The following is a 19,332-nucleotide window of genomic DNA, read 5'->3' as shown; positions in this document are numbered from 1 at the left end:
TACGGGCAGGATTAACGCTGGCACTGCGATGATGAGTAAGATAGTCTCTGAGCGTTTGCAAGCCGTAGCCACTGATGACGGAACAATAAATACAACGTATGAAAAAACGTATCCCCACCCTCCTGGCCACAATGATTGGTGCAGCCCTGTATAGTCAACAGGGGCTGGCGGCCGACCTCGCCTCGCAATGTATGCTTGGCATCCCAAGTTACGATCGCCCGTTGGTACAGGGTGATACCAATAACTTGCCTGTTACTATTACCGCCGATAATGCCAAGGGTAATTACCCTGACAATGCCACTTTCAGCGGCAATGTCGATATTAATCAGGGCAACAGCCGTTTGCAGGCCGACGAGGTTCAACTGCATCAGAAGCAGCCAGAAGGCGCTGCCGATCCGGTTCGTACGGTAGATGCACTGGGCAATGTGCACTATGACGACAATCAGGTCATCCTGAAAGGTCCGAAAGCCTGGGCAAACCTGAACACCAAAGATACTAACGTCTGGGAAGGTGATTACCAGATGGTAGGCCGTCAGGGCCGCGGTAACGCAGACCTGATGAAGCAACGTGGCGAGAACCGCTATACCATCCTGGAAAACGGTACCTTTACCTCCTGTCTGCCGGGCTCGAACACCTGGAGCGTCGTGGGCAGCGAAGTGATCCACGACCGCGAAGAGCAGGTCGCGGAGATCTGGAATGCGCGCTTTAAGCTGGGACCGGTGCCTGTTTTCTACAGCCCGTATCTGCAGCTTCCGGTTGGTGATAAGCGTCGCTCAGGCTTCCTTATCCCGAACGCCAAATACAGCACCACGAACTATTTCGAGTTCTACCTGCCGTATTACTGGAACATTGCGCCCAACATGGACGCCACGATTACGCCGCACTATATCCACAAGCGCGGCAATATCATGTGGGAAAACGAATTCCGTTACCTGACTCAGGCAGGCGTAGGCCTGATGGAGCTGGATTACCTGCCGTCGGATAAAGTCTACGAAGACGAGCACCCTACGGAAGGCGATCGCCATCGCTGGCTATTCTTCTGGCAGCATGCCGGGGTGATGGATCAGGTCTGGCGCTTTAACGTCAATTACACTAAAGTCAGCGATTCCAACTATTTCAATGACTTCACCTCGAAATACGGTTCCAGTACTGATGGTTATGCCACGCAAATATTCAGCGCGGGTTACGCTGTACAAAACTTCGACGCGACCGTATCAAGCAAGCAGTTCCAGGTCTTCAGCAATCAGACTGCGAGTACCTATGGGGCCGAACCGCAGCTGGATGTTAACTGGTATCAGAACGATGTAGGACCGTTCGACACACGCGTCTATGGCCAGGCCGTCCACTTCGTGAATACCAATTCCGATATGCCGGAAGCGACCCGTGTGCATCTTGAGCCAACCATTAACCTGCCATGGTCAAATGATTGGGCGAGCCTGGATACCGAAGCCAAAATCATGGCGACGCACTACCAGCAAAAAAATGTTGATGATTACAACAGCAAAAACGGAAAGGATCTTGAAGAATCAGTCAACCGTACGCTGCCGCAGTTTAAAGTTGACGGTAAACTCATTTTCGAACGCGATGTGACCCTGGCAGACGGTTATACCCAGACGCTTGAGCCTCGCATGCAGTATCTGTATGTGCCTTATCGCGATCAGAGCAACATCAATAACTACGACTCCTCGTTCCTGCAATCTGATTTCAGCGGCTTGTTCCGCGACCGTACCTATGGCGGTCTGGACCGTATCGCGTCAGCGAACCAGCTCACCACGGGCGTGACGTCGCGAATTTATGATGACGCTGCCGTTGAACGTTTTAACGTTTCTGTGGGTCAAATCTACTACTTCACGGAATCGCGTACCGGTGATGACAACATCAACTGGGAAAAAGACAACAAAACGGGTTCACTGGTGTGGGCAGGCGATACGTACTGGCGTATGACCGATCGCTGGGGTCTGCGCGGCGGCGTTCAGTACGATACCCGTCTGAACAATGTAGCCACCAGCAGCACGGCGCTGGAATACCGTCGTGATGAAGATCGTCTGGTGCAGCTCACCTATCGTTATGCCAGCCCGGAATATATTCAGGCGACATTACCGTCCTATGCAACGGGTGAGCAGTACAAAGAAGGGATCTCTCAGGTGGGCGGTACCGCGAGCTGGCCGATTGCCGATCGCTGGTCGGTCGTTGGCGCTTACTACTTCGACACTAACGCCAATAAAGCGGCCGATCAGATGTTGGGCCTGCAGTACAACTCCTGCTGTTACGCGATTCGTGTCGGTTACGAGCGCAAGCTTAACGGCTGGGATGTTAAAAATAATCAAAGCGAATACGATAACGTGATTGGCTTCAATATCGAGCTGCGCGGTCTGAGTTCTAACTACGGCCTGGGCACACAGCAAATGCTGCGCTCGAACATTCTGCCGTACCGTAGTTCCTTGTAATAAGCTTGATTTACAACGTAACCCGCATTGCGGTTAATTGAAATGGAAAAAGTATGAAGAACTGGAAAACGCTGCTGCTCGGTGTCGCTATGGTTGCGAATACCAGCTTCGCTGCGCCACAGGTTGTTGATAAAGTCGCTGCCGTTGTAAACAATGGCGTCGTTCTTGAAAGCGACGTAAATGGTATGATGCAGTCTGTTAAGCTCAACTCAGGTCAGGCAGGTCAGCAACTTCCGGATGATGCGACCCTTCGCCACCAGATCCTTGAACGTCTGATTGCCGATCAAATTGTCCTGCAAATGGGACAGAAGATGGGCGTAAAAGTCACCGACGAGCAGCTCGATCAGGCGATTACCAATATCGCGAAACAGAACAACATGACGCTCGATCAAATGCGCAGCCGCCTGGCTTACGATGGCATCAGCTACGCGACGTACCGCAATCAGATCCGCAAAGAGATGCTGATTTCAGAAGTGCGTAACAACGAAGTGCGTCGTCGCGTCACGATCCTGCCTCAGGAAGTCGATGCCCTGGCCAAACAGGTGGGCAACCAGAACGATGCCAGCACCGAGCTAAACATCAGCCACATTCTGATTCCATTACCAGAAAACCCAACCTCCGATCAGGCGGCCGAAGCAGAAAGCCAGGCTCGCTCTATTGTCGATCAGGCGCGTAACGGCGGAGATTTTGGCAAACTGGCGATTACCTACTCTGCTGACCAGCAGGCGCTGAAAGGCGGCCAGATGGGCTGGGGACGTATTCAGGAGCTGCCTTCTATCTTTGCCCAGGCGCTGAGCACGGCGAAAAAAGGCGATATCGTGGGTCCTATCCGTTCAGGCGTGGGCTTCCATATTCTGAAAGTGAACGACCTGCGCGGTCAGAGCCAGAGCCTCTCCGTCACGGAAGTCCATGCGCGTCATATCCTGCTTAAGCCATCGCCTATCATGACTGACGATCAGGCTCGCGCTAAGCTCGAACAGATTGCAGCGGATATTAAGAGCGGTAAAACCTCCTTCGCCAATGCTGCGAAAGAGTTCTCACAGGATCCAGGCTCGGCTAATCAGGGCGGCGATCTGGGCTGGGCCGCAGCGGATATTTACGATCCGGCGTTCCGTGATGCACTGATGAAGCTGAACAAAGGCCAGCTTAGCACACCGGTTCACTCCACCTTCGGCTGGCATCTGATCGAACTGATGGATACCCGCAACGTGGATAAAACCGATGCGGCGCAGAAAGACCGCGCGTACCGTATGCTGTTCAACCGTAAGTTCTCTGAAGAAGCGGCAACCTGGATGCAGGAACAACGCGCCAGCGCCTACGTGAAAATTCTGAGCTACTAATGCAAACGCACCGTGTCGTCATCACGCCCGGCGAACCAGCCGGGATTGGCCCGGACCTCGTGGTTCAGCTTGCTCAGCATAGCTGGCCCGTGGAACTGGTAATATGCGCTGATGCTACGCTGCTGAAAGACCGGGCGACATGTCTCGGTCTTCCTTTAACGCTCCTCCCTTATGATGCCCATCAACCGCCCGCCCCCCAGCAGGCGGGAACCTTGACCCTGCTTTCCGTTCCCCTGCGCACGCCGGTTGTGGCGGGGCAGCTGAGCACGGAAAATGGTCATTATGTTGTCGAGACACTGGCCCGCGCCTGCGACGGTTGTCTGACGGGCGAATTTGCCGCGCTGATTACCGGCCCGGTCCATAAAGGGGTGATCAACGAAGCCGGGATCCCCTTCACCGGGCATACCGAGTTTTTCGAAGCGCGTTCGCACAGCCCTAAAGTGGTGATGATGTTGGCTACCGAAGCGATGCGTGTCGCGCTGGTGACCACCCATTTGCCCATCAAAGCAATTCCTGACGCGATTACGCCCGCGCTCCTGCGTGAAATCATCACCATTCTGCACCATGACCTGCGGACCAAATTCGGTATTGCCTCTCCGCATGTTCTGGTCTGCGGCTTAAATCCGCATGCGGGCGAAGGCGGCCATATGGGGACCGAAGAGATCGACACGATTATTCCGGTGCTCAATGAAATGCGCGCGAAGGGGATGAATCTCAGTGGTCCGTTACCGGCCGACACGCTTTTCCAGCCGAAATACCTGGATAATGCGGATGCCGTGCTCGCGATGTACCACGATCAGGGTCTGCCCGTGCTAAAATACCAGGGCTTTGGCCGCGGTGTGAACATCACACTCGGTTTACCTTTTATTCGAACGTCCGTTGACCACGGTACTGCGCTGGATCTGGCAGGCCAGGGGAAAGCGGATGTCGGCAGTTTTATTACGGCGCTTAATCTCGCCATCAAAATGATTATTAATACGCAATGACTAATCGAGTCCATCAGGGCCACTTAGCCCGTAAACGCTTCGGGCAAAATTTTCTTAACGATAGCTTTGTAATTGAAAGCATCGTTTCTGCCATTAATCCGCAGAAAGGCCAGGCCATGGTTGAAATCGGCCCGGGTCTTGCTGCGCTGACGGAACCCGTCGGCGAACGCCTTGACGAACTGACCGTTATCGAACTGGATCGCGATCTGGCTGCCCGCCTGCAAACGCATCCGTTTCTGGGTCCCAAACTGACGATTTATCAGCAGGATGCCATGACCATGGACTTCGGCGAACTGGCCGAGAAACTGGGTCAACCGCTGCGCGTCTTTGGTAACCTGCCGTACAACATCTCTACGCCGCTGATGTTCCATCTCTTTAGCTATACTGATGCCATTGCTGACATGCACTTTATGCTGCAAAAAGAGGTCGTCAACCGCCTGGTTGCAGGACCGAACAGTAAAGCGTATGGTCGATTAAGCGTGATGGCGCAATATTTTTGCAACATCATTCCGGTGCTGGAAGTGCCACCCGGTGCGTTTACGCCACCGCCTAAAGTGGATTCTGCCGTGGTTCGCCTTGTCCCGCACAAGACAAAACCGTATCCGGTCAAAGAGCTTCGCGTGTTAAGCCGCATCACCACCGAAGCCTTTAACCAGCGCCGTAAAACGATTCGTAACAGCCTTGGCAATCTGTTCAGCGTTGACGTGTTGAATGAACTGGGTATCGACACGACAATGCGTGCGGAGAATATTTCCGTAGAGCAGTACTGTAAGCTGGCTAACTACATCAGTAATAATGCGCCGCCGAAGGAGAGTTAAGCCATGATCGATTCGCCCCGCGTCTGTGTTCAGGTACAAAGCGCCTACATTGAATCTCAATCCACGCCGGATGAAGAACGTTTTGTTTTTGCTTACACCGTCACGATTCGCAATCTGGGGCGGATGCCTGTGCAACTGCTTGGGCGTTACTGGCTTATCACCAACGGCAATGGCCGCGAAATCGAAGTCCAGGGAGAAGGCGTTGTGGGGGAACAACCGCACATCGCCCCTGGCGAAGAGTATCAGTACACCAGCGGCGCCGTTATCGAGACGCCGATGGGTACGATGCAGGGCCATTATGAAATGGTCGATGTCGATGGCAACCCCTTCCGCGTTGCCATTCCCGTTTTCCGTCTCGCCGTTCACACGCTGATTCATTAAGACATGTCTACATATCTCATTGGTGACGTTCATGGTTGCTACGATGAACTGATCGCGCTGTTAAAGCAGGTCGACTTTACGCCTGAACACGACACCCTCTGGCTGACGGGCGATTTAGTTGCGCGTGGCCCAGGCTCTCTGGACGTCCTGCGCTTCGTTAAATCGTTGGGCGACTGCGTGCGCGTGGTCCTCGGCAATCACGATCTTCATCTGCTGGCCGTATTTGCGGGAATCAGCCGGAATAAACCGAAAGACCGGCTTGCGCCACTGCTTGAGGCGGTGGATGCGGATGACCTGCTCAACTGGCTGCGCCGCCAGCCGCTGTTGCAAATTGATGAAGAGAAAAAGCTGGTGATGGCCCACGCAGGGATCACGCCCCAGTGGGATCTTCAGACAGCAAAAGAGTGTGCCCGTGACGTCGAAGCCGTTCTCGCGAGCGATTCTTATCCGTTCTTCCTGGATGCAATGTACGGCGATATGCCTAATAACTGGAGCGCGGAGCTTAGCGGCCTGGCGCGCCTGCGGTTTATCACCAACGCGTTTACGCGCATGCGTTACTGCTTCCCGAACGGGCAGCTGGATATGTACTGCAAAGATACGCCTGATAATGCACCTTCACCGCTCAAGCCCTGGTTTGCCATTCCTGGTCCTGTGACGGAGGAGTACAGCGTTGCCTTTGGCCACTGGGCCTCTCTGGAAGGCAAAGGTACGCCCGAGCATATTTATGCTCTGGATACGGGATGCTGCTGGGGCGGGGATTTAACCTGTCTGCGCTGGGAAGACAAAACCTATTTTGTTCAGCCATCGAACCGGCAGTTAGATCTGGGTGAAGACGAGGCGGTTGCCTCCTGAATCGAAAAGTCCCCCTCCCGCTGAGGAGAGGGGGATTCTTTTAGCGACGCTCCAGAACCTCGAAGCAGTAGCTGTGTGAGTTCTGCGCATCCGCGTCGTGGAATTCACTGAATACGGATTCCCACTCATCAGGATCGTAATCCGGGAAATGGGTATCCCCTTCCACTTCGGCATCGATATGCGTCAGATACAGTTTCTGCGCTTTCGGCAGGAACTGCTCATAAACACGCCCACCGCCGATCACCATAATCTCTTCGGCGTCGCCACAGGCCGCAATCGCTTCATCGACAGACTTCACCCACTCGACGCGATCGTCCGTGCCAGGCTTGCTGCTGATGACAATGTTTTTACGGCCCGGCAATGGGCGACCAATTGACTCCCAGGTCAGGCGGCCCATCACGACTGGCTTGTTAAGCGTCGTACGTTTAAACCATGCGAGATCGGCAGGCAGGTTCCACGGCATGGCGTTTTCCATACCGATAACGCGGTCTACCGCCAGCGCTGCAATCAGACTGATCATTGAAAATTTCCCGGATGCAAAAAATTGCCGCCACTATACGTAAAGCTTAATCTTTCGTCGACTAGAGCCAGAGTAAAGAATGGGAAATATTTCATTATTGCTGGCAACTCCACTTCACGCTGTCGGTTTCGGTTCCGGCTCATCCTTCGGATCGCCCGTGTGTTTTCCTTCTTCGGTGCCCTGCCAGCCATGACGCTGGATGAGCGACAGGTGGTTGCGGTCCTCATTGATGATTTCCGTGAGCATGGCGCTGGTGCGTTTCACGACGGCCGCCCGGGACGAATCATCGCTCTCAGCCATCTCCACCATCTCTTCCACCATATCCATATTGAAGCGACGGAACAGATCGGCACGCTCGCGCGCTTCGTATGACCCCAGGCCCAGGCCCTCAAGCGCCATTCTTCCTGTTTTCAGCGCCCCTTCAAAGGTCTCACGTTCCGGCGCGTCTACCCCGGCCTGACGCAATTTTATGAAATGATCGACGTCACGGGCGCGTGCGATAATTTTCAGGTTCGGGAAGTGTTCTTTCGCCAGTTCGGTCAGCTGCAGGCTGGCCTGCGGATCGTCAATCGCGTTAATCAGCACTTCGGCTTTTGCTGCCCCGGCGGATTCCAGTAGATCGACACGGGTGGCATCACCATAAAAGACCTTCATCCCAAATTTCCGCAGCGTTTCGATGTGATCGGGATCGTGATCGAGAATGACCATCTTCACGCCGCTGGACAGCAGCAGACGCCCGGAGATCTGACCAAAACGGCCAAATCCGGCAATGATCACCCGAGGCTGTTCTTCGTCAATTTCATCGGCTTCCTGCTCTTCGCCACTGGCTGATGATTCCAGACGCGTCAGCAGGACCAGTAAAATCGGCGTCGCTGCCATCGATAACGCCACGGCCAGGGTCAACGCTTTGGCCCATTCGGCGTCCAGCACGTTTGCCATCTGCGCAGCGCCAAAGACCACAAAGGCGAATTCACTGCCCTGCCCCAGCAACACGGCAAACCAGCGGCGCTGTTTATTGGGCACATTGAGCGGGCGGGCGATCAGCCACAGCACGGCCATTTTGATGACCAGGAAGCCGACCAGCAGTAGGAGTATCCGCAGGGGGTGTGTGACCAGCGTGCCGAAGTCGATAGACATCCCGACGCCGATGAAAAACAGCCCCAGCAGTAGCCCTTTAAAGGGCTCGATATCGCTTTCCAGCGCGTGACGATATTCAGAACTCGCCAGCAAAACGCCGGCCAGGAAGGCCCCCATCGCCATGGAGAGTCCCGCTTCTTCAAGCAGCAGGCCAAAACCAAAGACGAGGAACAGCGCCACGGCACTGAATACTTCGCGCAGGCCCGAGCGTGCCACAAAACGCAGTAGCGGGCGGGTCACGTAACGCCCCAACAGAATCACCAGCGCCAGCGCACCTGCCACTTTTAAGGCGGAAAGCGCGAAGGCTCCCAGCGTCGTAGAGGCGCCGGATGTCGCCAGCAGCGGAATCATCGCCACCAGCGGAATGGCCGCAATATCCTGAAAGAGTAAAACGGAAAAGGCGCTGCGCCCCATTTGCGAAACGGTCAGGTTACGTTCATTCATCGCCTGCATGGCAATCGCCGTAGAAGACAGCGCCAGCGTCATGCCTATCAGGGCGGCAATCTTCCAGTTCATGCCGAGCAGCGTACAAAAGCCGCCAAGAAGCACACCGCAGGAGACCATCTGTAATGCGCCGCCGCCAAATACCGAGGCGCGCAGCTGCCACAGCCTGCGGGGATCGAGCTCCAGCCCGATGACGAACAGCATCAGGACCACGCCAATCTCGGCAAAGTGGAGAATCGACTCTGCATCCGTCACCAGACGGAATCCCCAAGGGCCGATAACGCACCCGGCAATCAGGTAGCCCAGCACGGACCCCAGACCCAAACGAACGGCAACAGGCACAATCAATGCCGCGGCGCCGAGATAAATCAGCGCCTGTATCAGCGTATGGCTATCCATTGTGCGTCTCCTGCCAGTCGAGTAAGCGTTGTTTAAAGTGACGCGCCTGCGCCTGCAGGGTTTCGTCATCGCAGACAAAGGTGCAATGCATGGCAAAAGGGGGAAGCCAGTCTAAGCCGCAGTAAAGTGCGGTCGCCTGAAGCGGCTGTGACAGGACGTCGAAGCCGGGGTGCGATCCAATCTGAAAATGACTTTCGCCTCCGCCCGTCGTTACGGCCCAGAGCACGCTTTTCCCTTGCAGGGCTTTGCCGTTATGACCATAGGCCCAGCCGTGGGAGAAGACCTTGTCGATCCACAGTTTAAACAGCGGCGGCGTGCTGTACCACTGCATGGGATGCTGCCACACAATCAGATCGGCACGAGCAAGTGCTTCCTGTTCGGCGGCAATATCAATATTAAAATCGGGATAGCGTTCGTAGAGGGAGCGTATTTCTACGCCTTCAAGCGTCTTTACCTGGTCAAGCATCCGCTTGTTTGCGTGCGAATGGCGCGGATAGGGGTGCGCATAAATAATTAAGATCATGAAGTAGCCTGTTGTTTTACTGCACTCTTTTAACAACAGAGTGTAGACAGTAATTCAACAGGCTTATAGTGAATAATATTGACGGGCTAAATGGGTAAATCTGAACTAGTTATCGAGTTCGCCCATAGATTTTAACTGATCGCGGTTGATCTGCTCGGTCTTCCCGGTCTCTGCATTTTTCATCGAAACCATACCGGTATCATCATCCACCTGCGGTTTACCGTCGGTGACAATCGTTTGGCCATCTGTGGTTTTAACGGCCTGGTTAGACGAACAACCGGCAACGGTGAAAAGGGCTGCGGCAGCAAAAAGTGAGGTCGTGAGAAGTTTATTTCGCATGGTGTTCTCCCTGCTTTTCAGTGGAATTTCGTTAACGTCCTACTTATTTTAGGCTAACTCACTGAAGAGAGATGAAAAACCAGACGGTTCCGAACGAAGGGAAAGCACACAAACGCGGGGGGTGATAGTGAAGGATTCGCCGCAGGCCCGGCGGCACGTGTCTGCCGGGCCTGCGAAGAAAGACCGATTATTTACCGATCTGGGCATGCATCTCCTGAACGGAAATCACCTTCTCGGTGGCGTCCGCATTCAACGCCATCGCCGTGGCAAAACCGCCGTTCAGGGTGGTGTCGTAGTGCACTTTATACTGCAGTGCGCTGCGGCGGATCAGCTTGGAGTCTTCAATCGCCTGACGCCCTTCGGTGGTGTTGATGATGTAGGTGTACTCGCCATTCTTGATACGGTCCTGAATGTGCGGACGACCTTCATGCACCTTGTTCACCAGACGCGGGTTGATCCCGGCTTCGCCCAGCACAATCGCCGTACCGTGGGTGGCATCCAATTCAAAGCCCTGTTTCAGCAGTTTCGCTGCCAGGTCTACCACGCGCTCTTTATCGCCTTCGCGAACGGAGAGCAACGCGCGTCCCTGTTTTCTCATGGTAGAGCTGCTGCCCAGCTGTGCTTTGGCGAAGGCTTCAGCAAAGGTGCGGCCTACGCCCATCACTTCCCCGGTAGAGCGCATCTCTGGCCCTAACAGCGGGTCCACGCCCGGGAATTTGTTGAACGGCAGGACCACTTCTTTCACCGAGTAATAAGGTGGGATGATCTCTTTCGTCACGCCCTGCTCGGCCAGCGTCTGGCCCGCCATGACGCGTGCGGCCACTTTGGCCAGCGGAATGCCGGTGGCTTTTGACACGAACGGTACCGTACGTGCGGCGCGCGGGTTAACTTCAATCAGGTAGACTTCGTTATCTTTCACCGCAAACTGCACGTTCATCAGGCCGCGAACCTGCAACTCAATGGCGAGTTTTTGCACCTGCTGGCGCATCACGTCCTGAATTTCCTGGCTCAGGGTATAGGCTGGCAGCGAACACGCGGAGTCGCCGGAGTGAACCCCCGCCTGCTCGATGTGTTCCATGATGCCGCCAATCAGCACGCGCTCACCGTCGCAAATCGCATCAACGTCGACCTCTACCGCATCATCAAGGAAGCGGTCTAACAGCACTGGCGCATCGTTGGAGACGCTCACCGCGGTCTGGAAGTAGCGGCGCAGGTCAGCTTCGTCGTAGACGATTTCCATCGCGCGACCGCCCAGGACGTAGGAAGGACGAACCACCAGCGGGTAGCCAATCTCTTTTGCCTTCTCAACGGCCATCTCAATCGCGGTCACGGTGGCGTTGGCAGGCTGTTTCAGCTTCAGACGGTCAACCGCCTGCTGGAAACGTTCACGGTCTTCTGCGCGGTCAATCGCGTCCGGGCTGGTCCCGATCACCGGAACACCCGCCGCTTCAAGGGCGCGCGCCAGTTTCAGCGGGGTCTGACCGCCGTACTGCACGATGACGCCTTTCGGTTTCTCGATGCGCACGATTTCCAGCACATCTTCCAGCGTTACCGGCTCAAAGTAGAGACGGTCAGAGGTGTCGTAGTCCGTCGAGACGGTTTCCGGGTTACAGTTGACCATGATGGTCTCGTAACCGTCTTCGCGCAGCGCCAGAGAGGCGTGTACGCAGCAGTAGTCGAATTCGATACCCTGGCCGATACGGTTTGGCCCGCCGCCCAGCACCATAATCTTGTCGCGGTCAACGGACGGGTTCGCTTCGCACTCATCTTCATAGGTGGAGTACATATAGGCGGTGTCGGTGGCAAACTCTGCCGCACAGGTATCGACGCGTTTGTAGACCGGGTGCAGATTGTACTGGTCACGCAGCTTGCGGATTTCCGCTTCGCGCACGCCCGCCAGTTTAGCCAGACGCGCATCGGCGAAGCCTTTACGCTTCAGCATGCGCAGGAAGTCGGCATCAAGACCCGTGATGCCCATCTCTGCGACCTGCTCTTCAAGACGCACCAGCTCTTCGATTTGCACCAGGAACCAACGGTCAATGTTGGTCAGGTTAAAGACGCCATCGACCGACAGACCGGCACGGAAAGCATCCGCGATGTACCAGATACGTTCGGCGCCGGCATCTTTCAGCTCGCGACGAATCTTGGTCAGCGCTTCAGGGTCGTCCAGGCTGACTTTCGGGTCAAAGCCCATCGCGCCCACTTCCAGGCCGCGCAACGCTTTTTGCAGGGATTCCTGCTGCGTGCGGCCAATCGCCATCACTTCACCCACTGATTTCATCTGGGTGGTCAGACGGTCATTGGCCCCGACAAATTTTTCGAAGTTAAAGCGTGGAATTTTAGTCACAACGTAATCGATGGACGGTTCAAACGAGGCTGGCGTGCGTCCGCCCGTGATATCGTTCATCAGCTCGTCAAGGGTATAACCCACCGCCAGTTTCGCCGCCACTTTGGCAATCGGGAAACCGGTCGCTTTTGAGGCCAGCGCGGAAGAGCGGGAGACGCGCGGGTTCATCTCAATGACGATCAAGCGGCCATTTTTTGGGTTAACGGAGAACTGGACGTTAGAGCCGCCGGTTTCGACGCCGATTTCACGCAGTACCGCCATCGAGGCGTTACGCATGATTTGATACTCTTTGTCGGTCAGCGTCTGGGCTGGCGCAACGGTGATGGAGTCGCCGGTATGGATACCCATCGCATCGAAGTTCTCGATTGAGCAGACGATGATGCAGTTGTCGTTTTTATCACGCACCACTTCCATCTCGTACTCTTTCCAGCCAATCAGCGACTCATCAATCAGCAGCTCTTTGGTTGGGGAGAGATCCAGACCGCGTTCGCAAATTTCTTCGAACTCTTCGCGGTTGTAGGCGATGCCGCCGCCGGTGCCGCCCATGGTAAAGGACGGACGGATGATGCACGGATAACCCACGTCAGCCGCCACGGCCAGCGCTTCTTCCATCGTGTGTGCGATACCGGAACGCGCGGTGTCGAGGCCGATTTTCTTCATCGCCACGTCGAAGCGACGACGGTCTTCGGCTTTATCAATGGCATCGGCTGTCGCACCAATCATGGTCACGCCAAACTCTTCCAGCACGCCCTGACGCTCAAGCTCCAGCGCGCAGTTCAGCGCCGTCTGGCCGCCCATGGTAGGCAGAACCGCATCCGGGCGCTCTTTTTCGATGATTTTACGTACCACTTCCCAGTGAATCGGCTCGATGTAGGTTGCGTCGGCCATTTCCGGGTCGGTCATGATGGTGGCCGGGTTGGAGTTCACCAGGATAACGCGGTAGCCCTCTTCGCGCAGGGCTTTACAGGCCTGCGCGCCGGAGTAGTCGAACTCACAGGCCTGGCCGATAACAATCGGGCCAGCGCCAAGGATCAGGATGCTTTTTATGTCTGTACGTTTTGGCATGGTCTTAATACTCCTGATTACTTAGCGGTTTGACGGTACTGCTTAATAAGTTCGATGAAGTGATCGAACAGCGGTGCGGCATCATGCGGCCCCGGGCTGGCTTCAGGGTGGCCCTGGAAGCTGAAGGCGGGCTTATCGGTGCGATGAATCCCCTGCAGGGTGCCATCGAACAGCGATTTGTGCGTCACGCGCAGGTTTGCCGGCATCGTCGCTTCATCCACTGCAAAGCCGTGGTTCTGCGCCGTAATCATGACGGTGTTGTTATCGATGTCTTTCACCGGGTGGTTACCACCGTGGTGACCAAACTTCATCTTGATGGTTTTTGCCCCGCTCGCCAGCGCCAGCAGCTGGTGGCCCAGGCAGATCCCGAATACCGGAATATCGGTGTCCAGGAAGGTTTTAATCGCGTCGATGGCGTAATCGCACGGTGCCGGGTCGCCAGGACCGTTTGAAAGGAAGATTCCGTCCGGATTCATCTTCAGCACGTCTTCTGCCGGGGTCTGTGCCGGTACAACCGTCAGGCGGCAGCCGCGATCCACCAGCATACGCAGGATGTTACGTTTAGCGCCGTAGTCATACGCCACCACGTGGAAGGGTAACTCGTCTTCTTTTTTGGCTTCCGGCAGGTCGCCTGCCAGCGTCCAGCTGCCCTGTGTCCAGCTATAGGCTTCAGCGGTAGTCACTTCTTTTGCCAGATCCATCCCGTTCAGGCCCGGGAACGCTTTCGCTTTCTCCAGCGCCAGCGCCGCATCCAGGTTATCACCCGCGATGATGCAGCCGTTTTGCGCGCCTTTCTCACGCAGAATGCGCGTCAGCTTACGGGTATCGATATCGGCAATGGCCACGATGTTATGGCGCTTAAGGTAAGAAGAAAGGTCTTCGGTGTTGCGATAGTTGCTGGCAATCAGCGGCAGATCACGGATGACGAGGCCTTGCGCATGGACCTGGGAAGATTCTTCATCGGCGGCGTTGGTGCCGACATTGCCGATATGGGGATAAGTAAGGGTGACGATTTGGCGGGAATAGGAAGGATCAGTGAGGATTTCTTGATAACCGGTCATTGAAGTATTGAAAACGACTTCCCCAACCGCCGAACCTGTTGCCCCTATGGCCCGACCGATAAACTGGGTTCCGTCTTCCAGAACCAATAGCGCTGACTTAATCAAAACACCCTCCAGAGAATATTCACTCACTTTATCTGCATATTAATTCACAACCACGTCATGAATCAATGCAAATTTGTTGCCAGTGGATTTTCGGCAAACGGCGGCATTCTGGAGATTTGAGGCATGAAAGTCAACTTATAATGGCTATTTTGTTTATTCTTTTGCGCCGCTGGCGTGATTATCGCAGTTTAACCAGCAAAAAGATCAAGCAAATCACTATAGAAAACGTTTGTTTGAGAAGTTAACTGTTTCGAAAGGGCTGATGGGTCGAAAAACTGGACCAGATGGTCAAAATTTACAAATTTGCAACGCAATATCAGTAGATAAGATTCTTTTTTATCACTTACAGGATTAAATTTACGTATGAAAGGCAAAATAAAAGGGCAATAAATTATTGCCCTGTGTAATCAATAGATTATGATTACAATAACCACATCACGAAGGGTAACTAATACTATAATTCATTCAGATTAAGCACATCTCGCATATCAAAAAGACCGCTTTCATTCGATTTAAGCCACAAAGCAGAACGGACTGCACCGTTGGCGAAGGTCATTCGGCTGGACGCCTTATGGGTAATCTCAACACGTTCGCCAATATCGGCGAAGATCGCCGTATGTTCACCGACAATGTCCCCCGCACGCACCGTGGCAAATCCAATTGTCCCCGGCACGCGTTCGCCGGTGTGACCTTCGCGGGCGTAGACTGCGCACGCTTTTAAATCTTTATCGAGTGCATAAGCAATCGCTTCCCCCATCGCCAGCGCGGTGCCAGACGGGGCATCCACTTTGTGGCGGTGATGCGCCTCGATAATCTCAATATCGGTATAATCACCCATGACTTTTGCCGCTTTCTCCAGCAGTTTGAGCATCACGTTCACCCCCACGCTGAAGTTTGCCGCAAACACGATAGCGATATCCGCAGAGGCATCGACGATCGCCTGCTTGCCTGCATCGTCAAAGCCGGTGGTTCCTATGACCATTTTTTTGCCATGCTCCCGGCAAAATGCCAGATGGGTCAGCGTGCCTTCCGGGCGGGTAAAATCAATAAAGACATCAAAGTCCTCTTTAACCGCGTCCAGGCTGCTTTGAACGAGCACGCCCGACGTCCCTGCCCCCGCCAGTTCACCGGCATCGGTTCCAAGGAGTGAAGAACCCTCACGCTCCAGCGCCGCACCCAGCGCCACGCCGTCCATCTGAAGCGCAGCCTGAATCAACTGACGGCCCATACGGCCACCCGCGCCCGCTATCGCGACACGGACCTGTGCATCATGCATAGTTATTCTCTTACGTTAAAAGTATGTAAATCGTTTTCAGATTAACCAGCCTTTGCCTGGGCTGCCATCTGAAAACGCCAATAATTAGAATTTAATGTAAAACAGGGCGAGATATCAGCAAAAGACATAACGTTTAGCGAAAGCCGCAGGATTCGCGGATCACCAGCGCAGGAGGCAGAATGATCCGTTTAGCCGGTTCATCGTTGCCTTGCATGCGGCTGTAAAGCAGCTCCCCCGCTTTACGTCCTATCTCTTTGGCCGCCACCGAAACGGTGGTCAGGGCTGGCTGCACCAGGGCGGCCTCGGTAATATCATCGAACCCGACCAGGGCAAAATCGCGCCCCGGCTCGTGACCGAGCTTACGTAAACACTGCATCACGCCAAGCGCGACAATATCCTGATAGCAAATTGCCGCGCTAATGCGCGGGTGAGCCGTTAACAACGCTTCCGCCACGCGCGCACCATCACTTTGCGTCGCCTGAGATGCCACGATCCACGCCGGATTAGGCGTTACGCCGTACGTCTGCAGCATGCGGGTAAATCCCTCAATTCGCTGCGCCCGCGTGCCGGAATTCTGGCTGCCGCCGATGAAAGCGATATCCCGATGCCCCATGCGTAAAAGGTGCTCGGTCGCCATCTGCGTGCCGAGTACGTTATCGGTCCCGACAAAATCGACATCAGGATCGCTTAAGGGCCGCACCACCATAATGGCCGGAATATTGCGTCGCTTAAGGCCATCAAAAAAGGCCTGCGGCGTCTCGCGCGCGGCGCACAGCACCATCCCACCCACGTTGTTACGCATCAGCGAGTCGACAAACTTTTGCTGACGCTCGGACGACTCTTCGCTGTTAGCCAACAACAGTAGCAGCTCGTGGCGCTCCATCTCATGGCTCAGCCCCGCCGTCATCTCGCTGTAAAAAGGGTTGGTGATATCGTGCAACAGCAGGCCCACCTGGTTACTGCTGCGATTACGCAGGTTCGCCGCGGTTTGGTTGTAGACGTAGCCGGATTCATCCAGCGCCCGCAGCACCTTCTCGCGGGTGGCCGCGGAAATACGGCCTTTATTGCACAGCACCATGGAGACTGTCGCCGTCGACACGCCTGCCCGTTTAGCCACATGCGCCAGCGTAACCGCGCTCATACATTCGCCCCTTTACCCACGGAAGATTTTTAATGTGAAGTGACGCACTTAATCCCCGAGGAAAATCCTGATATCCCCGATACTGCTGAGTTAATCGCATTAAGCACACTACCCACAAAAAGTTAATCGATTAACCTCGGAGTGTCCAGATTCATTCTTACAGGGAACAACGCGTTACGTCAGGGGGTAATATGTCATTAAGCAGCATAACGACCGACAGACTGATTGTGCTTGATGCGGACTGGGATAGCCGGGAAAAGATCCTCGACGAGCTGGCCCGCCGGTTATATGAACAGGGAAAAGTCACCGATAAAACGGCCTTTCTTGATGCGGTTTGGCAGCGGGAAAACCTGTCGGAAACGGGATTTGAACAGGGGATAGCCATTCCTCACGGCAAATCGTCGGCCGTGACGACTCCGGCTTTCGCCGTTGCTCGTCTGAAACGCCCGGTTGAGGACTGGCCCACCATGGACGGGGAAGATAAGGTCGACCTGGTCTTTCTGCTGGCGGTTCCTGAGGGGGATGACGACGGGCACCTGAAACTGCTCTCCACCCTGAGCCTGACGCTCATGCAGGAGGAAAATGTGTATGCCCTGAAGCGGGCCGCCGATGCCGCCAGCTTCCTTGCCCTGCTGGACAACCCTGCCCACCATGATGATGCAACCCCCTTAGCCCTGCCTGCCCGCTCGTTGATTGTCATTACCTCTTGCCCTACGGGAATCGCTCATACCTATATGGCCGCCGAAGCGCTGGAAAAAGCGGGCGCGGCGCGTGGAATCCGGGTGTTGAGTGAAAAACAAGGAGCCAGCGGTACAGAAGATGAGGTCACGCCAGAGCAAATTCGCGCTGCTGACGGGGTGATCTTCGCCGCCTCGCTCCCCCCTAAGGGAAAGGGGCGATTCAAGGGAAAACCCTTTCTCTCCGTTTCGGTATCGGACCCGCTCAGAGATGCCGACGGCGTCATCAGCCGGTTTCTCACTGCCCCGGAGGGCCTTGTGCCGGATGATGCCCAGTCAACGCCGGTAACGGCATCGAAAAGCCTCTCCGGTCGACTTTATCAGGGCGTCTCCAGCGGCATCTCATACATGATCCCGGTCATTGTCGCCGCCGGATTAATGATTGGCGTCGCCCAGCTTCTGGCCGGGGCGTTTGGCGTGACCAATCCTGCCGAGGCGCGTTACGCCACCAGCGACAACCGCCTTCTGGAGACGGCGCACGGCTTGTCGCTGTATGGCACGATGATCATGAAATTTATGTATCCGGTCTTTGCCGCCTATATGGCCTGGAGTATTGCTGACCGGCCCGGGCTGGTGCCCGGCTTTATTGGCGGGGCCTTCGCGGGCGGACTTCATTACACGTTCTGGTCGATCGACGGGGGCATTCCCTCTGGCTTTCTAGGGGCGTTGATCCTTGGGATGGCGGCCGGACTGATTGCTGATTTCCTCAACCGGCATATTCATCTGCACAAGAATTTACAGGCGATGAAGCCGATGCTGATCGTGCCTGGCCTGACCGTGTTGCTGCTGTTCTTTTTAAACAGCGGGTTTGTCGATCCGGTGTTTGGCGGGCTTAACCAGGCGCTGCAACGTTTTATTGTCGAACATGGCCGCTCCAGTGCGCTGCTATTGTCTGTGATCATCGCATCACTCACAGCCTTTGACCTGGGCGGCCCGGTGAATAAATCGGCTGGGGCGATCGCCATCGGCCTGGCGGCCGATCATATTTTTCCCCTCACGCCACGCGTGCTCGCCATTGTGATCCCGCCGATCGGCATTGGTCTGGCGACGCTTGTCGATCGCTTTATCGTTCACCGCCGCGTGTTCGACGACAGCCTGCGCGTGACGGGCACCACCTCGCTGATCCTCGGCTTTCTGGCGATTGGCGAAGGGGCGATCCCCTTCATGCTTAAAAACCCGCTGATCACCATTACTCTCAATATCCTTGGCGCGGTACTGGGCTCCGTTATCGCCATCCAGCTCGGTTCGGTGCAGTGGTATCCGCTGCCCGCGGTCTGGGGCTGGCCGCTGGTGGAAAATCTGCCCGCGTATCTGTGCGGGATGGGCGTGGGAATCGCGTTTATCGCGCTCAGCAACGTGCTGGTGCGCTATTACTTCATCAAACATGGCACGCTAAAAATCGATTAACAAGGAG

General features: G+C 55.2%; 15 protein-coding genes. 7 read left to right on the top strand and 8 right to left on the bottom strand.

The window, feature by feature from the left end; genetic code table 11:
- Positions 1-98: 98 nt before the first annotated feature.
- The 6 genes from lptD to apaH are packed head-to-tail and all read left to right on the top strand — an operon-like array spanning position 99 to position 6,824.
- On the top strand, positions 99-2,447 hold the full coding sequence (gene lptD / locus LZP96_RS07995; protein WP_064324798.1) for an LPS assembly protein LptD: 2,349 nt from the start codon (positions 99-101) through the stop codon (positions 2,445-2,447).
- 53 nt (positions 2,448-2,500) lie between these two features.
- A complete protein-coding gene (gene surA / locus LZP96_RS07990; RefSeq protein ID WP_258925820.1) occupies positions 2,501-3,787 on the top strand; it encodes a peptidylprolyl isomerase SurA in 1,287 nt (428 codons plus the stop codon).
- Complete coding sequence (gene pdxA / locus LZP96_RS07985; RefSeq protein ID WP_064324796.1) at positions 3,787-4,773, top strand: 4-hydroxythreonine-4-phosphate dehydrogenase PdxA; 987 nt, start codon at positions 3,787-3,789, stop codon at positions 4,771-4,773. The genes surA and pdxA overlap by 1 nt, the downstream gene beginning before the upstream one ends.
- Entirely contained in the window at positions 4,770-5,591 is an 822-nt protein-coding gene (gene rsmA / locus LZP96_RS07980) for a 16S rRNA (adenine(1518)-N(6)/adenine(1519)-N(6))-dimethyltransferase RsmA (protein ID WP_064324795.1), read from the top strand. The genes pdxA and rsmA overlap by 4 nt, the downstream gene beginning before the upstream one ends.
- Positions 5,592-5,594: 3 nt before the next feature.
- Positions 5,595-5,972 (top strand): Co2+/Mg2+ efflux facilitator ApaG/CorD, encoded by a 378-nt coding sequence (gene apaG / locus LZP96_RS07975; protein ID WP_064324794.1) that lies wholly within the window; start codon positions 5,595-5,597, stop codon positions 5,970-5,972.
- A 3-nt stretch (positions 5,973-5,975) separates the two neighbouring features.
- The gene (gene apaH, locus LZP96_RS07970; protein WP_064324793.1) at positions 5,976-6,824 is read left to right on the top strand and encodes a bis(5'-nucleosyl)-tetraphosphatase (symmetrical) ApaH; all 849 of its coding nucleotides are present in this window, start codon (positions 5,976-5,978) and stop codon (positions 6,822-6,824) included.
- Positions 6,825-6,864: 40 nt separating this feature from the next.
- On the opposite strand, the gene folA is transcribed toward apaH, so the two are convergent.
- The 8 genes from folA to LZP96_RS07930 all read right to left on the bottom strand — a co-directional run bounded on the left by folA (position 6,865) and on the right by LZP96_RS07930 (position 17,181).
- A complete protein-coding gene (gene folA / locus LZP96_RS07965; protein ID WP_064324792.1) occupies positions 6,865-7,344 on the bottom strand; it encodes a type 3 dihydrofolate reductase in 480 nt (159 codons plus the stop codon).
- A 114-nt stretch (positions 7,345-7,458) separates the two neighbouring features.
- Positions 7,459-9,324 (bottom strand): glutathione-regulated potassium-efflux system protein KefC, encoded by a 1,866-nt coding sequence (gene kefC / locus LZP96_RS07960; RefSeq protein ID WP_064324791.1) that lies wholly within the window; start codon positions 9,322-9,324, stop codon positions 7,459-7,461.
- Positions 9,317-9,847 carry a glutathione-regulated potassium-efflux system oxidoreductase KefF gene (gene kefF, locus LZP96_RS07955; protein ID WP_064324790.1) on the bottom strand — a complete coding sequence of 177 codons (531 nt, stop codon included), beginning with the start codon at positions 9,845-9,847 and terminating at the stop codon, positions 9,317-9,319. The genes kefC and kefF overlap by 8 nt, the downstream gene beginning before the upstream one ends.
- 105 nt (positions 9,848-9,952) lie before the next feature.
- Entirely contained in the window at positions 9,953-10,186 is a 234-nt protein-coding gene (locus LZP96_RS07950; RefSeq protein WP_064324789.1) for a YgdI/YgdR family lipoprotein, read from the bottom strand.
- 187 nt (positions 10,187-10,373) lie between these two features.
- Positions 10,374-13,598 (bottom strand): carbamoyl-phosphate synthase large subunit, encoded by a 3,225-nt coding sequence (carB, locus tag LZP96_RS07945; RefSeq protein ID WP_064324788.1) that lies wholly within the window; start codon positions 13,596-13,598, stop codon positions 10,374-10,376.
- A gap of 17 nt (positions 13,599-13,615) precedes the next feature.
- A complete protein-coding gene (gene carA / locus LZP96_RS07940; protein WP_064324787.1) occupies positions 13,616-14,764 on the bottom strand; it encodes a glutamine-hydrolyzing carbamoyl-phosphate synthase small subunit in 1,149 nt (382 codons plus the stop codon).
- A gap of 454 nt (positions 14,765-15,218) precedes the next feature.
- Positions 15,219-16,040 (bottom strand): 4-hydroxy-tetrahydrodipicolinate reductase, encoded by an 822-nt coding sequence (dapB, locus tag LZP96_RS07935; protein ID WP_064324786.1) that lies wholly within the window; start codon positions 16,038-16,040, stop codon positions 15,219-15,221.
- Positions 16,041-16,173: 133 nt separating this feature from the next.
- Positions 16,174-17,181, bottom strand: a complete 1,008-nt coding sequence (locus LZP96_RS07930) for a LacI family DNA-binding transcriptional regulator (protein WP_064324785.1) — start codon at positions 17,179-17,181, stop codon at positions 16,174-16,176.
- Positions 17,182-17,372: 191 nt separating this feature from the next.
- On the opposite strand from LZP96_RS07930, the gene LZP96_RS07925 reads away from it, so the two are divergent.
- Positions 17,373-19,325, top strand: coding sequence for a fructose-specific PTS transporter subunit EIIC (locus LZP96_RS07925; protein WP_064324784.1), 1,953 nt, complete (start codon positions 17,373-17,375; stop codon positions 19,323-19,325).
- Positions 19,326-19,332 lie beyond the last annotated feature (7 nt).

The sequence above is a fragment of the Huaxiibacter chinensis genome, assembly GCF_022171985.1.
Classification (GTDB): domain Bacteria; phylum Pseudomonadota; class Gammaproteobacteria; order Enterobacterales; family Enterobacteriaceae; genus Enterobacter; species Enterobacter chinensis_A.
This window is presented reverse-complemented; position numbering and strand designations above follow the sequence as displayed.

What these genes read in the sequence shown, in the direction of transcription:
- lptD (WP_064324798.1), top strand. Translation starts at nt 99, where the DNA reads ATGAAAAAACGTATCCCCACCCTCCTGGCCACAATGATTGGTGCAGCC.
- surA (WP_258925820.1), top strand. Translation starts at nt 2,501, where the DNA reads ATGAAGAACTGGAAAACGCTGCTGCTCGGTGTCGCTATGGTTGCGAAT.
- pdxA (WP_064324796.1), top strand. Translation starts at nt 3,787, where the DNA reads ATGCAAACGCACCGTGTCGTCATCACGCCCGGCGAACCAGCCGGGATT.
- rsmA (WP_064324795.1), top strand. Translation starts at nt 4,770, where the DNA reads ATGACTAATCGAGTCCATCAGGGCCACTTAGCCCGTAAACGCTTCGGG.
- apaG (WP_064324794.1), top strand. Translation starts at nt 5,595, where the DNA reads ATGATCGATTCGCCCCGCGTCTGTGTTCAGGTACAAAGCGCCTACATT.
- apaH (WP_064324793.1), top strand. Translation starts at nt 5,976, where the DNA reads ATGTCTACATATCTCATTGGTGACGTTCATGGTTGCTACGATGAACTG.
- folA (WP_064324792.1), bottom strand. Translation starts at nt 7,344, where the DNA reads ATGATCAGTCTGATTGCAGCGCTGGCGGTAGACCGCGTTATCGGTATG.
- kefC (WP_064324791.1), bottom strand. Translation starts at nt 9,324, where the DNA reads ATGGATAGCCATACGCTGATACAGGCGCTGATTTATCTCGGCGCCGCG.
- kefF (WP_064324790.1), bottom strand. Translation starts at nt 9,847, where the DNA reads ATGATCTTAATTATTTATGCGCACCCCTATCCGCGCCATTCGCACGCA.
- LZP96_RS07950 (WP_064324789.1), bottom strand. Translation starts at nt 10,186, where the DNA reads ATGCGAAATAAACTTCTCACGACCTCACTTTTTGCTGCCGCAGCCCTT.
- carB (WP_064324788.1), bottom strand. Translation starts at nt 13,598, where the DNA reads ATGCCAAAACGTACAGACATAAAAAGCATCCTGATCCTTGGCGCTGGC.
- dapB (WP_064324786.1), bottom strand. Translation starts at nt 16,040, where the DNA reads ATGCATGATGCACAGGTCCGTGTCGCGATAGCGGGCGCGGGTGGCCGT.
- LZP96_RS07930 (WP_064324785.1), bottom strand. Translation starts at nt 17,181, where the DNA reads ATGAGCGCGGTTACGCTGGCGCATGTGGCTAAACGGGCAGGCGTGTCG.
- LZP96_RS07925 (WP_064324784.1), top strand. Translation starts at nt 17,373, where the DNA reads ATGTCATTAAGCAGCATAACGACCGACAGACTGATTGTGCTTGATGCG.